The organism is Pseudomonas rhodesiae (assembly GCF_007858255.1).
GTDB classification, from domain to species: Bacteria; Pseudomonadota; Gammaproteobacteria; order Pseudomonadales; family Pseudomonadaceae; genus Aquipseudomonas; species Aquipseudomonas rhodesiae.
In genome coordinates, this window is the sequence record NZ_VFEU01000004.1 from 264,905 (window position 1) to 281,281 (window position 16,377).

Genomic DNA, 16,377 nt, shown 5'->3' on the forward strand with positions numbered 1-16,377 from the left:
TGCGACGTCGGAGGTCGCACCCGCTTTTTTTATTGGGCGTTCATGGCCAAAACCATAGGCGCTTTGGCTTGGATGATTTCCTGCACCAGAGAAGCCCACAGCAACCCCTGCGTGGTGCCCGCGGCATAGGTTCCGCCGGCGACGATGCGGTTGTGGGCGCAGCGGTACACGATGGATAGCTCTTCGAGATCATCACCCTCCAAGACCGACACAACGCAGTGCCGCCTACTCAGTGCGGCAGTTTGAGCCGGACTCAACGACTGGGGCAGAAACCGGACCCCAGAGGCACCCAAGAGCGCCTCAAGTTCATTCCACAACGCAGTGGTCGCCTGCCCGTGTGCGAATCGTGCCAACGAAGGGTTGTCCGCCAGCAGCTTTTCGAACAGCTCAAGCCCTGCGCGGTGACACTCAACGGGCAAGCGGTGGTCGAACTCTGGTTCCGCCGTCGGCTGCGTTGTTGACATAGGCCACGTATTGACGTGCTTAAGGCGGGCATCATCGCTGTGTCGTTCGGTTCCGTACACCGTGACCTGATAGTTGGCCAAGCGGAACATCACGGCTTGAAACAGGCTATTGATCCCCCTGCCGACGATCGACACACATGGCGCGGCGGCATCAGTTTGCACGGTCGGGATAGTGAAGGATTTGGCAAGGGTCCGCTTGAGCAGGCCGCGCACGGCCATCAGGCTCTGCTGAACGCAGACGGCGTGGTCAAGGTCGCCATGGCAGGCATCGCTGGAGGTGGCTTGAATGGTGAAGGTCACCGGCCTGCGCCAGGTATCGAGACTGCAGCCAAGCAGTTGAGCGCGCGAGCGAAACTCACCCAATGTGACGGACCCGCAGCCCAGCACCAATTGAAGGTGTTCAGCCACTGCCAGGGCCTGGACCGCATCGTCGCTGAACACGTCTGGCTCGACGACGCAAACCAGACGGGCGTGTGGGTGCAGACACTCAATCAACGCCCCATCGATGCGGGGCGTGGTTTCGTCATTCCGGGTCGGGCATAGGGCGACAGCATGGGCCCCCGTCAGCGCTTCGAACCGGTCCACCGCAAATGTCACTCTGCTGTCGGTGGTCTCTTGGGACTGATACTCACCCAGCACCTTGATTCGCACATGGGGGTCACGCTCAAGCAACAATCTGACAAGCGCCTTGCCCACATTCCCGTAGCCAACTACGCCCACTTCAGAGGGCAAGGCCCCCTCGCCAAGCGTCAGCCAACGCACCATATACGCCGCCACATGGGGCGCGTTGACGCCCGGGGTATTGATTACTCGAATATCGTTCGCTTCGCACAAGTCCAGTCGTACTTTATCCAGGCTCGTGCCTCTACGAATCAGACACAGATCGCCAAATGGGTGGGCTGAGCGCCACCGCTCAATGATTTCGGCATCGATGACTTGGTCCGCGATAATCAACGCGGACGGCCGCAACAGTGCGATCTGCAACAGCAGTGTCTGCTTGGTCAGGGTGGGGGGAAGAAACACGACGTTGCCGGGGGCGTCGGCCCTCCAGCGTCTAGAGACAGGGGCGATGTGTAAAACCGTGTCGAGGGTGGCGATCAGTGAAGCGGCGACGGGCGGGACACATGAGAGCGTCATGGGCTTATCTCCAGCAGATTCATGTAGGCGCTGGAGATTTTTTCTACGCTGATTTTTCGGATTAACTAAGCCAGCCGAATCTGACAAACAAGTAGTCCGATTCCGATGCTCAGAGACGAACGTGTGACACAGGGCATGCTAAGACACCTGTGGTGGCAGACTTGCCCTAGCAAGCCTGCTACTACAGTTGCGAAATCCTCAATGTTCCCTCAATCGCGGCTCACCGGCGACGTGGGCGACGCTGTTCGTCATCCGTGCGAATCGGCACCGGCTGCAGCGGTGGCTCGATCAAGCCCAGGGCGACGCCGAGGTCATGGAGCCAGTTTTGAATTTTCTCTTTCATGGTGGTGCCCCCTTTGAGGGTAGTGCGGATCGGCGGAAGCTGAATTGCCCTACATAAAATATCGCCGCTTCCTACTGATAATAGCCCTAAGTACTACGTATTGCTTGCGGCAAACCACAACGAACTATTACCGAATAGGTCTGAATCCTGACGGATCGCTCAAGCGATGGCGCGGGTGTCTGGCAGCAACTCGGCCTTGCCTGTTTGCTGCAGGTCGATCCATGCGTTGAGGTTAGCGCCGAGCATACCTTTTCGCCACATCAACCAGGTGGTCGCAGTGGCAAATTGCCCTATCAGCGGATGAACGGACACACTGTCCCTGCCCGGCAGGCTGGCAAGCATGGATTCGGACATCAACGCCACTCCCGAACCTGCAATCACACAGGCGAGCATGCCCTGATACGACTCAATCTCAATGGCGCGCCCCATGGCCACACGATCCTGGGCAAACCAGCTTTCCAGACGCGCGCGATAAGCGCAGCTGCGGCGAAAGGTGAACACTGCGCGACCAGCCACGTCCTGGGGCCCGCGCACTGGCGCATGGTCCGCTTCACAGATCAGCACCAAGCGCTCTTCGCACAACGGGATGCCATCCAGAGAGGCGATGGTCAGCGGGCCGTCCACCAAGGCCGCGTCGAGCCGCCCGGTGATCAGGCCTTCAAGCAATTCGCCACTGGGCGCCGACTGCACCTGCAAGTTCACCTGCGGATAAGCCTTGTGATAACGCGCCAGCAAGGTCGGCAGGTGAATCGCCGCGGTGCTGTACATGCTGCCCAGCACAAAATCCCCAGCCGGCTGGCCGCCTTGCACCGCGCCGTGGGCTTCGTCATGCAAGGCCAGCAATCGCGTGCTGTAGTCCAGCAGCACCTTACCTGCCGGGGACAACTGCAAGCGTTGACGTTCGCGCACGAACAATTCGACGCCGAGCTGTTCCTCCATCTGCTTGAGGCGTGTCGACAGGTTCGACGGCACGCGGTGCAGGCGCTCGGCCGCGCGAGTGATGGAGCCCTCTTCGGCCACCGCCTGGAAGATGCGCAATTGACTGAACTCCATACCTTTCTCCAAAACTGAACAAGTTGCTCACTATTATTCATTTTTTCAGAAAGTCAATGCACCTTAGGCTGACCGTCATACGTTTCTTGCAGGAACCCCTGACCATGTCGCCGTTAATCCGCTTACTCGCCAGCTTCATCGCCTTGATGATGGCTATGGGCATTGGCCGCTTCGCGCTCACTCCGCAACTGCCCCACCTACTGAATGAAGGCCAGATCGACCTGACTGACGCGGGCCTGATCGCGGCCGCCAACTACCTGGGCTATTTCGTCGGCGCAGTGGATTCGATGTTCGCCCGCAGCCATCAGCATATTCGCGGCCGTCTGTACGGCGGCTTATGGCTGTGTGTGCTGCTGACCGTGGCCTCATCTTGGGCCCATGGCTTTTGGGCGCATTTGTTACTCCGATTCGGCACGGGAGTGGCGAGCGCGTGGGCGTTGGTGATGATCACCAGCCTGAGCCAGCCCCTGGCGCTTGCAGTCGGCCGGCCGCGCTTGGGGGCACTGGTATTTGCCGGACCGGGGCTGGGGATTCTGCTGACGGGGGTGCTGGCACTGGTCGCCAACCAAGTGGGGCAAAGTAGCGCAACACTGTGGCGGGTGTATGGCGGCGTGGCATTGGTGATGCTGCTGGCGATTCTGCCGTTCCTGCCGCCGGTCAACGCAACCGCCGCGCCAGGGGCCGAAGTCAGCGCTGGCCGCAATGGCAGCATCACGCATCTGTGCTGGGTTTACGTGCTGTACGGCGTGGGCTACATCATCCCGGCGACCTTTCTGTCGCAAATGGCCAGCGCACAATTGAAGGGCGCCTGGCAGGCCGATCTGTTCTGGCCCTGCTTTGGCCTGGCATCGGCCCTCGGCGTAGTGGCCGCGAGCCTGCGCCGCAAGGATGCGCACACTACCCGCCGTTGGCTGATGACGACCTTATGGCTGCAAGCGGCCGGGGTGTTCGCCTGCCTGCTGGGCAACGGCTGGGGCCTGGCCTTGGGCGTGCTGCTGTGCGGCGGGCCGTTCCTAGCCTGCATGCAGCTGGTGATGGCGCGTCTGCGAGAGATCGCGCCCCACGGCTACCAGCGCAACACTGGGCTGCTCACCGCCAGCTTCGCCATCGGGCAATTGAGCGGCCCGTTGCTGGCCTCGATCAGCAGCCATGTGAGCGGCGGTTTGCAGCCAGCGTTGGTAATCGCCGGTGCAGGTCTGTTAGTGGCGGGCGGGATCGTCCTCAGCTCGCAACCAACGGCACCGGCACGCGACCCTGCTCGCGTCGCGCCAGCACCAGAAAGAACAGGCCGCCCAGCAAACACCCAGTGAACCAGGCGAAGTTGGCCAGGCCCTGCAATGCCGGGGTGAAGGTGATCGCAACGCCCACCAGCGTCGCGGGCACCAGCGCCTTGACGGCTGTCCAGTTCACACCACCGTCGAAGTAATAACGTCCGTTCGGGCTGTCATCGAACAGCGCATCCACATCGATCCGTTGTTTTTTGATCAGGTAGAAGTCCACCAGCAGGATGCCGAACAGCGGCCCGATGAATGCTGCGAGAATATCCAGGGTGTAGTGGATCATCAGCGGGTTATTGAACAGGTTCCACGGGGTGATGAAGATCGAGGCCACCGCCGCGATCATGCCTCCGGCGCGCCAGCTGATTTTGCTCGGCGCGACGTTGGCGAAGTCGAACGCCGGAGATACAAAGTTGGCGACAATATTGATGCCGATGGTGGCGGTTACAAATGCAAAGGCACCGAGCAGAACAGCCATGCTGTTATCGATCCGCGAGACGGTGGCTATGGGGTCATGCAGCATCTCGCCAAACACCGGCAAGGTGCCTGAAACAATCACCACGGTGACCAGGGAAAACGCCAGAAAATTCACCGGCAGGCCCCAGAAATTACCGCGTCGCACGTCTTGCATGCTGCGGCAGTAGCGGCTGAAATCGCCGAAATTCAGGGTGGGCCCAGAAAAATACGACACCACCAACGCCGTGGCGACGATCACCTGGCCAAACGCCTGCCAACCCGACAGGGATTTTTCCGCCAGGGTGAAACTGATATTCGCCCAACCCGCCTTCCACACAATCCAGCCGGCCAAGATAAACATCACGGCGTACACCACCGGGCCCGCCCAATCGATAAAACGGCGGATGGACTCCATCCCGGCCCAGAACACGGCGGCTTGCAGTACCCATAGGCTGAGAAAACCAAACCAGCCCAGGTAGGAGAGGCCCGCGAAATGCGGCTCGGCATAGACCGCCATTTGTGGGAAGAAGCGCAGTACCACGATGATCAAGGCACTCGACGCCAAGTAGGTCTGAATGCCATACCACGCCACGGCGATCAGGCCGCGAATCACCGCGGGAATATTCGCACCGAACACCCCGAACGCCAGACGGCAAATCACCGGGTAAGGCACTGCCGCTTGCTGGCTGGGCTTGGCCACCAGATTGGCGATCAATTGCACGATGCAGATGCCGGCGAGCAAGGCGATCAACACCTGCCAACTGGCCAGCCCCAGCGCGAACAGGCTGGCGGCGAACACGTAGCCGCCGACGCTGTGCACGTCACTCATCCAGAAGGCAAAGATGTTGTACCAGGTCCACTTTTGCGGGAGTGGACCAAGGTCCTGGTTGTATAGGCGTGGGCTGTAGCCGTTGGGCAATTGTTCGGTCATCGCTGGCTCCTCGTCATACCGGCCTGCGCTGCCGTAGCGGGTGCATACGGGAGGCGGCATGGTTTGTATACGAGATCATCAGCAGAATACGTGCCAATGGCACACAATCCCTGTGGTACGGCACTCCAAGAGGATCAGCGAACCTTAGTCAGCGGCACTTCGCTCAGCAACGGTGCAGATTGATCCTGTACACAATCATCGGTGCACCCGATGTGCACACACGTAACCCACCGTGCAGCAGGCCGCCGTGAGGAAGGTGCCCCACGCCATGTCCATCACTGCCAGTTGAGCGGACCAACCCTGCAACGTGGCCCAGTTGCTCAGATCATAGGTGCCATACGCCACCAGGCCCAACAACGCGCCCAAGCGCGCCGCGCGCTGCCAACTGACACTGGGCAGCACCACGAACACCACGCAGCCGAGCACATACAAGAGATAGAAGAGCACCGCGGGCAACAGCCGAGGTTGATCGAGCATCAGAGGGCCCAGCAGGGATTTGTAGGTGGGGCCCATAAGGACGCCGAGCCAGAGGCCGTCCAGAATCAAAAAGGCGAGCAACGTGCCCAGGTAAGCAAACAGGGTTTTCTTGGTCATGGAAACAGCCTCTGTAGGCGCCGATCAGCGCCTACAGAAGAGCAAAACACCCTCAGCTTAGTTCAATGCGATCGGCATGAATCACGATCTGGCCCTGTTTGTAGAGCGCGCCGATGGCTTTCTTGAAGTTGCCTTTGCTCACGCCGAACAAGTTGCTGATCACCGCCGGGTCGCTTTTATCGCTGACCGGCAAGGTGCCGTTGTTTTCGCGCAACTTGGCGAGGATCTTCGAGTTCAGGCTGGAGGCCGCTTCCTGACCGACCGGTTGCAGGCTCAGGCTGATGTTGCCGTCGGCGCGGATCTCCTTGATAAAGCCTTTCTCTTCCTTGCCGGGTCGCAGGAATTTGAACACTTCGTTCTTGTGGATCAAGCCCCAGTGCTTGTTGTTGATGATCGCCTTGAAACCCATATCGGTGGCTTCGGCCACCAGCAGATCGACTTCCTGGCCCACCTGGTAGTTGGCGGGTGTCTTGTCCAGGTAACGGTCGAGGCGCGCGGTGGCGGTGATGCGCTTAGTGTGCTTGTCGAGATAGACATGCACCACGCAATACTCACCGGCGCTCAACTGACGCTTTTCTTCCGAGTAAGGCAGCAACAGATCTTTGGGCAGCCCCCAATCGAGGAATACACCAATGCTGTTGACTTCCACTACTTTCAAACTGGCGAACTCGCCCACTTGAACTTTGGGCTTTTCAGTTGTAGCGATAAGTTTGTCATCGCTGTCCAGATAAATAAAAACGTTAAGCCAGTCTTCATCTTCACTGGGAATATCTTTGGGGATATACCGATTAGGCAAGAGGATTTCACCGTCTTGCGCACCATCGAGGTACAAACCAAAGTTAGTGTGTTTAACCACTTGCAAGCTGTTGTAGCGCCCGACTAAAGCCATTTCCAAACCCCTCGTTACGTGGGCGGCATTCTACCCGAGTTGTGCGCGCCACGCGCGCACGCCTGAAAAATCCAGGGGTTGCGTGGCTTTCTACTGGCCCTGCCCCGCTCGTCAGATCATCCCGATGAATTTTGCCCGGAGCGCCAGGCCAGTCGTTCCAGGGCTTTCCAGTTAAAACAGTAAGTTAGCGGGTTATTCATCGGCCCAACTTTGCCCATTTTCAACCAGGCGTTTTATTCTCAGGGGATATTTACCAAGCAATTGTCAAGTATTTCATGTACGATGCCTGGCCAAGTTAATTCTCTACAGGTTAGTGGCCGCCATGCGTGTAAAAGCATCCAACAGCAAAGCAAAGCCAGCTCCCGCCGTTGAAACCAGCGAATCGATCAACAGCCAGATTGCTGCGTTCCTTAAATCCGGTGGCGAAATCCAGCAAATTGCCAAGGGCGTAAGCGGCCAGACTTTCGGCCCGTCCAAGCAGATCAGCCTGGGCAAGAAGTAACACTCCTGCAACACACCTGGTCCCTAAGCGCCTTGCCTTCAAGGCGCTAGGACTAGCGTCAGTACCACCCTCCCATTGCATTCAATAGCACCCTAATCGACGAACGGGCCTCACCGACCGCTATTCGCCGGTATCCTTGCACGCGTCTAGCGCGGGCATCTGCCCGATTTTTCCGTCACTGCTCCTCGCTTTTCATGGAGTGAAGCATGTTTAAACCCTGCATATTCCTGATCACTGCCCTGGTCGCCAGCCCTCTGGCCGAAGCGCAAATCTTCCAACGCGAATTGGGCGACTTCGACCTGAAACTGGGTACAACCCCCAGCCGCAGCATGGCTCAGGGCCTGGTCAAGCCGACGTCGCCGGGCAGTGATTCGTTCCATGGCGGCCTGGATCTGAGCCACGACAGCGGCCTGTATTTCGGCCAGTTCTCGCCGAACATGGGGCTATCCTCCTCCAGCAACCTCGAAATCGATTCCTATATGGGCTTCAAACACCCTTTCGATCAGACCCTGGGCTACGAAGTTGGCTTGATCCACTACAGCTACCCCACTCTCAGCCCGCTCAACAGCCAGGAGTTCTACGGAGGTCTGAACCTGCTCGGCAATCGTTTCGGCGCTTCCTTCAGCAACGACCCGGACCGCCAGGACAGCACCCTCTTTGCCGACCTCAGCGGCACACAGCCGTTCGGGATCGGGGTAAGCATGAAGTACACCACCCATCAGCTGGGCTCGCCGGTTTCGGTGGATGGCGGCTCTATCAGCAGTTTCAGCGACTGGTCGGTGCAGTTTTCCCGCGCCTGGAAAGGCATCGATCTGGACCTGATCTACAGCGATTCCAGCCTCAGCGGCGGCAATTGCTCCGCCTACTCCGGGCACAACGCGCAATGCGATGGCCTGCTGACTCTCAAGGCCGTGCGCTCGTTTTATTGATGGGCTGAACTGTCGGACCCGGCCAGGGTTCACATGCACAAGTCCCCTCTGTGCAAGGATCCGCTCATGCTGCGTCGGCTCAAACTATTGGTGGTAGTACTGACCCTGAGCCTGGTGCTCGCCGGCTGCAATCGCGTGGGCCTGGCCTATCGCAATCTGGACGTGATCATCCCCTGGACTCTCAATGACTACCTGGACATGAACGCCGGGCAGAAGAGCTGGTTCAACGACACACTCAAAGAACACCTGGCCTGGCATTGCACCACGCAACTGCCGGGTTACCTGGACTGGCTGGACCGCCTGCAACAGATGGTCGACGCCAATCAAGTCACGGACGCCGCGCTGCAAACCCGCACCGTCGAGGCCAAACAGGCGATTGCCGAGGTAGCACGAGAAATCACTCCGTCGGCCATCGAGCTGCTGCAAGGGCTGGACGATGAGCAGGTCGAGGACATGAACGCCGCGCTGGCCAAAGACCTGCGCAAGCGTCAGGACGAATACCTCAAGCCCCCGCTGCAACAGCAGATCAAGGAGCGCGCCGAACGCATGCGCAAGCGCCTGGACAGCTGGATGGGCCCGCTCAGCCCCAGCCAGCAAGCCCGCGTCCTGGCCTGGTCGGTCGCGTTGGGTGAGCAGAATGAGCAGTGGATCGGCAACCGCGCCCATTGGCAGGCGCAGTTTATCGACGCGGTCCAGCAACGCCGCAGTGCCGATTTCCCACAAAAGATGCAGCAACTGCTGGTGGACCGTGAAAGCCTATGGACCCCGCAGTACCGCGCCGCCTACGCCCAGACTGAAGCGCAAGCGCGAAGCCTGATAGTCGACTTGATGGCCGATAGCACGCCGCAACAGCGGTTAAAACTCACCCAGAAAATCGACGGCGTGCGCAGCGACTTCAAGGCACTCAAGTGCCTCAAGGCCGCTGCCCGTTGAAATGCGGGCTGCCATCGCAACTCGACAACGATCCTAGATCGCCCCGCCTGCAATCGCCGCTTCGGAAGCCACGCGATCAAAGGTTTCAGGGTCCAATGCGTCTTCCTGCTCGTCCATGACCTGACGCGGATGAGCGTTGCCAGGAATGGAGCTGTCAATCAGGGACAGCAGGCTCGCTCCCCGTGGGGTCAAAATGAAATTCTCGCCGTTACCGCCCTGTTCTTCCGGGCGCGATTCGATAAAGCCGCGCTTGAACAGCAGCGCTTCATAGTCGGCAGCGGTCTTTTTCAGCGCATCAAGGTTGCCAATGGACTCACCAGCCGTGGCCTTGTCGGCGGCTTCCTGCTCCGCATATTTGCGTGGGGCGAAGCTGCCCTCGCCGTTCTGCACTTCGTGCAGCAAACGTTCGATCAAATCCCAGTTGTAAGTCGTCATCCTGATTCCTCCTGCGGGCGTGAGCAAAAGTGGCCCGTCAGCAGGTGTGACCTGTCACGTCGGCAGCCGTTCAGCCGAATGGACGGGCGTCATTTCTCTGAACTTTCCAGACGTTCGCCCCCTCAACTGCGTACCAACGCCAAGGAGGTCGCCCCATGAAAACCCTGATGAATCTGACCGTCGCCGCCGCTCTGCTCACCGCCCTGCCGACCTGGGCCTGTACGCCGGAAGAAGCCACCGCCAAGCGCGAGGAGCTGGCCAAGCAAGTGACCCGGCTCACCGAACAGAACCCAGCCAAGGCCAAGGAGATGAACGACGAACTGCAGAAAATGGACCTGGACACCGAGAGCGCGGAGTTCCCCGACAAATGCCAGTTGATCGACGCGCGCCTCAAAGAACTGAAAGAGGCCGCCGCCAAGGCCGAAAACTGAGCCCATAAAAAAACCGGACATCGTCCGGTTTTTTTATATCGCCCCAGGCTTATTCAGCAGCTGGCGCTTCGGGTTTGCGGCGCTTGAGCGGGGCCATGCCGTCCTTGCTTACCAACGACAGGTTGTCGGTCTTCGGGCGGTTGGCGATCTTGCGTTTGGTCGGCGACTTGGCGCCGGTTTTCTTCTTGTCGCCCTTGGCGTCGGTCTTTTTCTTCTTCACGCCGACGGCCTTGCCCGACGCCTTGACCTTCTTCGGCCCGGTGTAGGTGCCTTTGACTTCCTTGATGGTGCGGCGCTCGAACGACTGCTTGAGGTAGCGTTCGATACTCGACATCAGGTTCCAGTCGCCGTGGCAGATCAGCGAGATGGCCAGGCCATCGTTACCGGCCCGCCCGGTGCGGCCGATACGGTGCACGTATTCGTCGCCGCTGCGCGGCATGTCGAAGTTGATCACCAGGTCGAGGCCGTCCACATCCAGGCCACGGGCGGCCACGTCGGTGGCCACCAGGATCTTCACACCGCCGGCCTTGAGGCGGTCGATGGCGAGCTTGCGATCTTTCTGGTCTTTCTCGCCGTGCAGCACGAACGCCTTGTATTCCTGGGCCACCAGGCGGCCGTAGATGCGGTCGGCGGCGGCGCGGGTGTTGGTGAACACAATGGCTTTCTGATAGGTCTCGTTGGCCAGCAGCCAGTTGAGGATCTGTTCTTTGTGCACATTGTGGTCGGCGGTGACGATCTGCTGACGCGTGGTGGCGTTGAGGTCGCTGACGTTGTTGACCTGCAGGTGTTCCGGGTTGTTCAGCACCTTGGCGACCATGTCGCGCAGGGTCGAACCGCCGGTGGTGGCGGAGAACAACATGGTCTGCTGACGGTTGACGCACTCGCCCACCAGGCGCTGCACGTCGTCGGCAAAGCCCATGTCGAGCATGCGATCGGCTTCGTCGAGCACCAGCACTTCGACTTCCTTGAGGTCCAGGTTGCCGGCGTTGAGTTGTTCGATCATGCGCCCTGGCGTGCCGATCAGAATGTCCGGCACCTTGCGCAGCATGGCGGCCTGCACCTTGAAGTCTTCGCCGCCGGTGATGATGCCGGACTTGATGAAGGTGAACTGCGAGAAGCGTTCGACTTCCTTCAGGGTCTGCTGGGCCAGCTCGCGGGTCGGCAGCAGGATCAGGGTCTTGATGCTGACGCGGACCTTGGCCGGGCCAATCAAACGATTCAGAACCGGCAGGACGAAAGCGGCGGTCTTGCCGCTACCGGTTTGCGCTGTCACCCGCAGGTCACGCCCTTCGAGCGCGAGCGGGATGGCCGCGGCTTGCACAGGCGTAGGCTCGACAAATTTAAGCTCGGCCACGGCTTTGAGCAGGCGTTCGTGCAGGGCGAATTGGGAAAACACGGGTGCTACCTCGAAGAAATGCAAAATATCAGCTGCATAGGGTAACGGTTTCGGGCGTCCAAACCGAGTTTCTTTACGCGAACGTGCCCAATCAGGCGTTTTTTTGTGCTTGATTGTGTCGGCGACGTCAACTTTGGCGCACTCAGGTGCTCTAATCGCCCCCGACTTGTCTTACCGAGGAATTGCTTTATTCATGGATATCAAACAGCTCTGGCGCAACGTCCAAGACCTTTGGGACGCACTCGACCAACATCCCATGCTGCATGCGGGCCTGGGCTTGCTGGTATTGCTGGTGGTGGCCCTGGTGTTGGGTCGGGTGGCGCGCTACCTGATCCTGCACGCAGTCAAACTGCTCGGGCGCCAACCGGCCCTGCACTGGCTCAACGACCTGCGGCATAACAAGGTTTTCCATCGTCTGGCGCAGATGACACCGTCTCTGGTGATTCAGTTCGGCCTGTACCTGGTGCCCGACCTGAGCAAGACCGCCACGTTGTTCATCGGCAACGTGGCCCTGGCGTTCACCATCCTGTTCCTGGTGCTGGCCATAAGCGCCCTGCTCAACGCCCTGCTGGACATCTACGCCCGCACCGAACACGCACGCACCCGTTCGATCAAGGGCTATGTGCAATTGGCCAAGATGGTGCTGTTTGTGTTCGGCGCGATCATCATCGTTGCCACCCTGATCGACCGGTCGCCGCTGTTGCTGTTGTCAGGTCTGGGTGCAATGTCGGCGGTGATCCTGTTGGTCTACAAGGACACGCTGCTGTCGTTCGTCGCCAGCGTGCAGTTGACCAGCAACGACATGCTGCGGGTCGGCGACTGGATCGAAATGCCTCAGGTCGGCGCCGACGGCGATGTGGTGGACATCACCTTGCACACGGTGAAAGTGCAGAACTTCGATAAAACCATCGTTTCCATCCCCACCTGGCGCTTGATGTCCGAATCGTTCAAAAACTGGCGCGGCATGCAAGCCTCGGGCGGGCGGCGTATCAAGCGCAGTCTGTTCATCGATGCCAGCGGCGTGCGCTTCCTGCGTGACGACGAAGAAGTGCGCATGACCCAGGTGCACCTGCTCACCGACTACATCAGCCGCAAGCAAGCCGAACTCAGGGCCTGGAACCAAGCCCAGGGTCACAGCGCGCAGTTGTCGGCCAACCGCCGGCGCATGACCAACCTCGGCACCTTCCGCGCCTACGCGCTGGCCTACCTGAAAAGCCACCCGGACATCCAGCCGAACATGACCTGCATGGTCCGCCAGATGCAGACCACCGCCCAAGGCGTGCCGCTGGAAATCTACTGCTTTACCCGCACCACGGCGTGGGCCGATTACGAACGAATCCAGGGCGATATCTTCGATTATCTGCTGGCGGTGTTGCCGGAGTTCGGCCTGAGCCTGTACCAGCAACCCAGTGGCAACGATCTGCGGGCGGGGATGCTACCGGCGGTGGCGGGCGCCAGTCATTTAGCGGCCCCGGATTACCCGGCGGTTTAAGCCAGCGAGCGGTTGGGCGCCTTGACGCCCAACCGACTGATCCAAACCGCCCCCACAATCACCAGCCCGCCCAAGGCCAACCGACCCAGCGGCTCGTGCTGGTTCCAGATCAACAGGTTGAGCAACAACCCAACCGGTACGTGCAAGTTATTCATCACCGCCAGGGTGCCGCCGTTGACCAGGCATGCGCCCTTGTTCCACCAGTACAGGCCCAATGCCGTGCTGACCAGGCCGAGGAACACCAGCACACCCCATTGCAGCGGCGCTTGCGGCAGAAAATCAGCTTTGCCGAACAACAGGAACGCCGGCAACACCACCAGCAATGCGCCAAGGTAGAAATAGCCGAAGCGTCGGTAGTGCGGCAGGTCGCTCGGGTAGCGCGCCACCAGGTGCTTGTACATGACCTGCCCGGCGGCATAGGTGAAGTTGGCCAATTGCAGCAGCAAAAAGCCCATCAGGAAGTGCGGGGTGACCTGGTCGAAGCGAATCACTGCCGCACCCGCCACCGCCACCAGGGCAGCCAGCAATGCCCAGGGATTGAAGCGGCGGTTGAGAGCATCTTCGATCAGGGTCACATGCAGTGGCGTGAGGATGGTGAACAGCAGCACCTCCGGCACGGTAAGCACGCGAAAGCTCAGGTACAGGCACACGTAGGTCACGCCGAACTGCAGCGCGCCGATCACCAGCATGCCGCGCATGAACGCCGGCTCCACCGAACGCCAGCGCGTCAGCGGGATAAACACCAGCCCGGCCAGCACCACGCGCACCAGCACCGCGAAGTAGCTGTCGACGTGACCGGCGAGGTATTCGCCGATCAAGCTGAAGGAAAATGCCTGAATCAGGGTGACAACCAGTAGATAGCCCATGCGCGCCTCGTTTCGAATGGGCGGGACATTAAAGCTTTTCGTCGCAGGACGAAACTCGGGGCAAAAAAAACCCGACCTCGCTAAAGCGTCAGTCGGGCAGGAGCACTCAGGAGCACAAGTGCAAAGGGAGGTTCGTTACGCGTACTTGAAGGGTTGGCGTGCAGCGATATAAACACCGCGGGATTATCTGGCGATTAAAGCTTCACACCACCTGGGCCAACTGGGCTTTGGCGTGATTGATGCCTTTTTCCTGGAAGTCGCCGCTCAGGTTCACCCCTTCGGCATGAATAAAAGCGACCTCATGAATCCCGATAAAGCCCATGACCTGCCGCAGATACGGTTCCTGATGATCAGAGCTGGCGCCGGTATGAATGCCGCCGCGCGCGGTGAGCACAATGGCGCGCTTGCCGGTCAGCAGGCCCTGGGGCCCGGTGGGGGTGTATTTGAACGTGACCCCAGCGCGCAATACGTGATCCAGCCAGGCTTTCAAGGTGCTGGGGATGGCAAAGTTGTACATCGGCGCGGCCAGTACCAGCACGTCGGCGGCCAACAGCTCATCGGTCAATTCGTTGGAGCGGTCCAGAGAGATCTGTTCGTCGTCGTTGCGCTGTTCCGACGGTTTCATCCAGCCGCCGAGCAGGTTGGCGTCCAAATGCGGAACCGGGTTGAGGGCCACGTCGCGCACGGTGATCCGGTCCGCCGGGTGGGCGGCCTGCCATTGGCTGATGAACTGCTGAGTGAGTTGGCGGGAAATGGAATCCTGCTGGCGTGCACTGCTTTCGATGATCAGAACGTTGGACATGGCTATGTAGGCTCCATCTGAAACTGCTGTAAGTCGATGGAGAAAAGATTAACCAGGGCTCATTCGATAAAAAAGCGCAAAAAACTGCTATAACCCATCTAGAAATTTGTTGATAAGCGGAGTATCCCTGTTGGCCTGCTCCGCTGATGGGTTATTTCGGGGTGCAGGTCAGGGCGATACGCATCTTGATAATCGCGCGGTTGAATTTGACCGTGGTGTTGGTGCTCTTGCCGGCCGGTACCGAGACGGTACGCCGACGCGGCGACTCCGGACCGTTGGTGAAGACTACCGAGCACTGGGCATCGTTGGTGCCGTAGTTATTCAGTTGAATCGAACTGATATCGGCATCCACGTCGGTCGCAGTGTAGTCCACGCTCACGCCGTCGATCTTTTTGCTCACATCGATAGGGTAGGCGAACGCGCTCAACGGCAGCAGCGCCAGCAGCACACAACAGAATTTTCTCATTCGGCAGTCTCCAATAAGGACCGCCAGCTTAGGACAAGAGGAACCCATCTTGAAAGCGCCCCGCGTTACCCTCGATCAATGGCGCACGCTGCAAGCCGTGGTCGACCATGGCGGCTTCGCCCAGGCGGCCGAAGCGCTGCACCGTTCGCAGTCTTCGGTGAGCTACACCGTAGCCCGCATGCAGGACCAACTCGGCGTGCCGCTGCTGCGCATCGACGGGCGCAAGGCTGTACTCACCGACGCCGGTGAAGTGCTATTGCGCCGTTCGCGGCAACTGGTGAAAAACGCCAGCCAGTTGGAAGACCTCGCCCACCATATGGAGCAAGGCTGGGAAGCCGAAGTGCGCCTGGTGGTGGATGCCGCCTACCCCAACGCTCGCCTGGTGCGCGCCTTGAGTGCGTTTATGCCGCAAAGCCGCGGTTGTCGCGTGCGCTTGCGTGAGGAAGTGCTGTCCGGCGTCGAAGAGCTGCTGATCGAAGGCGTGGCCGACCTGGCGATTTGCGGTTTCAGTATCCCCGGCTACCTGGGCACCGAGATGAGCAATGTGGAATTTGTCGCCGTGGCCCACCCCGAGCACACCCTGCACCGCATGAATCGCGCGTTGAGCTTCCAGGACCTGGAAAGCCAGATGCAAGTGGTGATCCGCGACTCCGGCCGCCAGCAGCCGCGGGATGTGGGCTGGCTCGGCGCCGAACAGCGCTGGACCGTCGGCAGCCTGGCCACGGCAGCGTCCTTTGTGGGCAGCGGCTTGGGCTTTGCCTGGTTGCCACGGCACATGATCGAACGCGAACTCGCCGAGGGCGTGCTCAAGCAGCTACCTTTGGAACAGGGCGGCAGCCGCCATCCCACGTTCTACCTGTATTCGAACAAGGACAAACCCTTGGGGCCGGCCACGCAGATCCTCGTGGAATTGCTGCGCACTTTCGACACCGCCCCGTTGGACGCCCCTTTCGCCGCCCCTCGACAAGCCTGAAACGGAGT

18 protein-coding genes are annotated in these 16,377 nt (G+C 59.8%); 7 read left to right on the plus strand and 11 right to left on the minus strand.

Going from position 1 to position 16,377, the window contains the following annotated elements:
- Window positions 1-29 precede the first annotated feature (29 nt).
- The 3 genes from FIV35_RS08155 to ptrR form a co-directional block, all read right to left on the minus strand.
- Window positions 30-1,601: a Rossmann-fold NAD(P)-binding domain-containing protein gene (locus FIV35_RS08155; RefSeq protein ID WP_034138901.1), complete on the minus strand. Its 1,572-nt coding sequence runs from the start codon at window positions 1,599-1,601 to the stop codon at window positions 30-32.
- Window positions 1,602-1,821: 220 nt separating this feature from the next.
- Window positions 1,822-1,944, minus strand: a complete 123-nt coding sequence (locus tag FIV35_RS30090; RefSeq protein WP_003193089.1) for a PA1414 family protein — start codon at window positions 1,942-1,944, stop codon at window positions 1,822-1,824.
- 159 nt (window positions 1,945-2,103) lie between these two features.
- Window positions 2,104-2,997, minus strand: coding sequence for a putrescine utilization regulator PtrR (ptrR, locus tag FIV35_RS08160; RefSeq protein WP_034099619.1), 894 nt, complete (start codon window positions 2,995-2,997; stop codon window positions 2,104-2,106).
- Window positions 2,998-3,101: 104 nt separating this feature from the next.
- Here ptrR and FIV35_RS08165 point away from each other — a divergent pair, with 104 nt between their 5' ends.
- Window positions 3,102-4,307 (plus strand): MFS transporter, encoded by a 1,206-nt coding sequence (locus tag FIV35_RS08165; RefSeq protein WP_034138902.1) that lies wholly within the window; start codon window positions 3,102-3,104, stop codon window positions 4,305-4,307.
- Here FIV35_RS08165 and FIV35_RS08170 read toward each other — a convergent pair.
- The 3 genes from FIV35_RS08170 to FIV35_RS08180 form a co-directional block, all read right to left on the minus strand.
- On the minus strand, window positions 4,219-5,661 hold the full coding sequence (locus FIV35_RS08170) for an NCS1 family nucleobase:cation symporter-1 (RefSeq protein ID WP_034138903.1): 1,443 nt from the start codon (window positions 5,659-5,661) through the stop codon (window positions 4,219-4,221). The two genes, FIV35_RS08165 and FIV35_RS08170, sit on opposite strands and share 89 nt — an antisense overlap.
- A 195-nt stretch (window positions 5,662-5,856) precedes the next feature.
- A complete protein-coding gene (locus FIV35_RS08175) occupies window positions 5,857-6,255 on the minus strand; it encodes a DUF2177 family protein (protein ID WP_034138904.1) in 399 nt (132 codons plus the stop codon).
- Between the two features lie 52 nt (window positions 6,256-6,307).
- The gene (locus tag FIV35_RS08180) at window positions 6,308-7,144 is read right to left on the minus strand and encodes a CvfB family protein (protein ID WP_034099624.1); all 837 of its coding nucleotides are present in this window, start codon (window positions 7,142-7,144) and stop codon (window positions 6,308-6,310) included.
- 322 nt (window positions 7,145-7,466) lie between these two features.
- Here FIV35_RS08180 and FIV35_RS08185 point away from each other — a divergent pair, with 322 nt between their 5' ends.
- From FIV35_RS08185 to FIV35_RS08195, 3 genes are all read left to right on the plus strand, one after another.
- Window positions 7,467-7,646: a hypothetical protein gene (locus FIV35_RS08185; RefSeq protein WP_003193095.1), complete on the plus strand. Its 180-nt coding sequence runs from the start codon at window positions 7,467-7,469 to the stop codon at window positions 7,644-7,646.
- Between the two features lie 206 nt (window positions 7,647-7,852).
- Window positions 7,853-8,575, plus strand: a complete 723-nt coding sequence (locus tag FIV35_RS08190) for a TorF family putative porin (protein ID WP_034138905.1) — start codon at window positions 7,853-7,855, stop codon at window positions 8,573-8,575.
- A 66-nt stretch (window positions 8,576-8,641) separates the two neighbouring features.
- The gene (locus FIV35_RS08195; protein WP_034099628.1) at window positions 8,642-9,508 is read left to right on the plus strand and encodes a DUF6279 family lipoprotein; all 867 of its coding nucleotides are present in this window, start codon (window positions 8,642-8,644) and stop codon (window positions 9,506-9,508) included.
- A 33-nt stretch (window positions 9,509-9,541) separates the two neighbouring features.
- Here the strand turns inward: FIV35_RS08195 and FIV35_RS08200 are convergent, their stop codons facing one another.
- On the minus strand, window positions 9,542-9,943 hold the full coding sequence (locus FIV35_RS08200; RefSeq protein ID WP_034114778.1) for a hypothetical protein: 402 nt from the start codon (window positions 9,941-9,943) through the stop codon (window positions 9,542-9,544).
- A gap of 155 nt (window positions 9,944-10,098) precedes the next feature.
- Between FIV35_RS08200 and FIV35_RS08205 the strand changes: the two genes are divergently transcribed.
- Window positions 10,099-10,374, plus strand: a complete 276-nt coding sequence (locus tag FIV35_RS08205; RefSeq protein ID WP_034099632.1) for a hypothetical protein — start codon at window positions 10,099-10,101, stop codon at window positions 10,372-10,374.
- A gap of 49 nt (window positions 10,375-10,423) precedes the next feature.
- Here FIV35_RS08205 and FIV35_RS08210 read toward each other — a convergent pair whose 3' ends face one another.
- A complete protein-coding gene (locus FIV35_RS08210; protein ID WP_016979359.1) occupies window positions 10,424-11,770 on the minus strand; it encodes a DEAD/DEAH box helicase in 1,347 nt (448 codons plus the stop codon).
- A gap of 193 nt (window positions 11,771-11,963) precedes the next feature.
- Here FIV35_RS08210 and FIV35_RS08215 point away from each other — a divergent pair, with 193 nt between their 5' ends.
- The gene (locus tag FIV35_RS08215; protein ID WP_034099634.1) at window positions 11,964-13,262 is read left to right on the plus strand and encodes a mechanosensitive ion channel family protein; all 1,299 of its coding nucleotides are present in this window, start codon (window positions 11,964-11,966) and stop codon (window positions 13,260-13,262) included.
- On the opposite strand, the gene FIV35_RS08220 is transcribed toward FIV35_RS08215, so the two are convergent.
- The 3 genes from FIV35_RS08220 to FIV35_RS08230 form a co-directional block, all read right to left on the minus strand.
- A complete protein-coding gene (locus tag FIV35_RS08220) occupies window positions 13,259-14,128 on the minus strand; it encodes a carboxylate/amino acid/amine transporter (RefSeq protein WP_034099636.1) in 870 nt (289 codons plus the stop codon). The two genes, FIV35_RS08215 and FIV35_RS08220, sit on opposite strands and share 4 nt — an antisense overlap.
- A gap of 202 nt (window positions 14,129-14,330) precedes the next feature.
- Window positions 14,331-14,930, minus strand: coding sequence for an FMN-dependent NADH-azoreductase (locus FIV35_RS08225; RefSeq protein ID WP_034114781.1), 600 nt, complete (start codon window positions 14,928-14,930; stop codon window positions 14,331-14,333).
- A gap of 151 nt (window positions 14,931-15,081) precedes the next feature.
- Window positions 15,082-15,396 carry a hypothetical protein gene (locus FIV35_RS08230; protein WP_034099640.1) on the minus strand — a complete coding sequence of 105 codons (315 nt, stop codon included), beginning with the start codon at window positions 15,394-15,396 and terminating at the stop codon, window positions 15,082-15,084.
- Between the two features lie 49 nt (window positions 15,397-15,445).
- Between FIV35_RS08230 and FIV35_RS08235 the strand changes: the two genes are divergently transcribed.
- Window positions 15,446-16,369 (plus strand): PA3225 family LysR-type transcriptional regulator, encoded by a 924-nt coding sequence (locus tag FIV35_RS08235; RefSeq protein WP_034138906.1) that lies wholly within the window; start codon window positions 15,446-15,448, stop codon window positions 16,367-16,369.
- Window positions 16,370-16,377 lie beyond the last annotated feature (8 nt).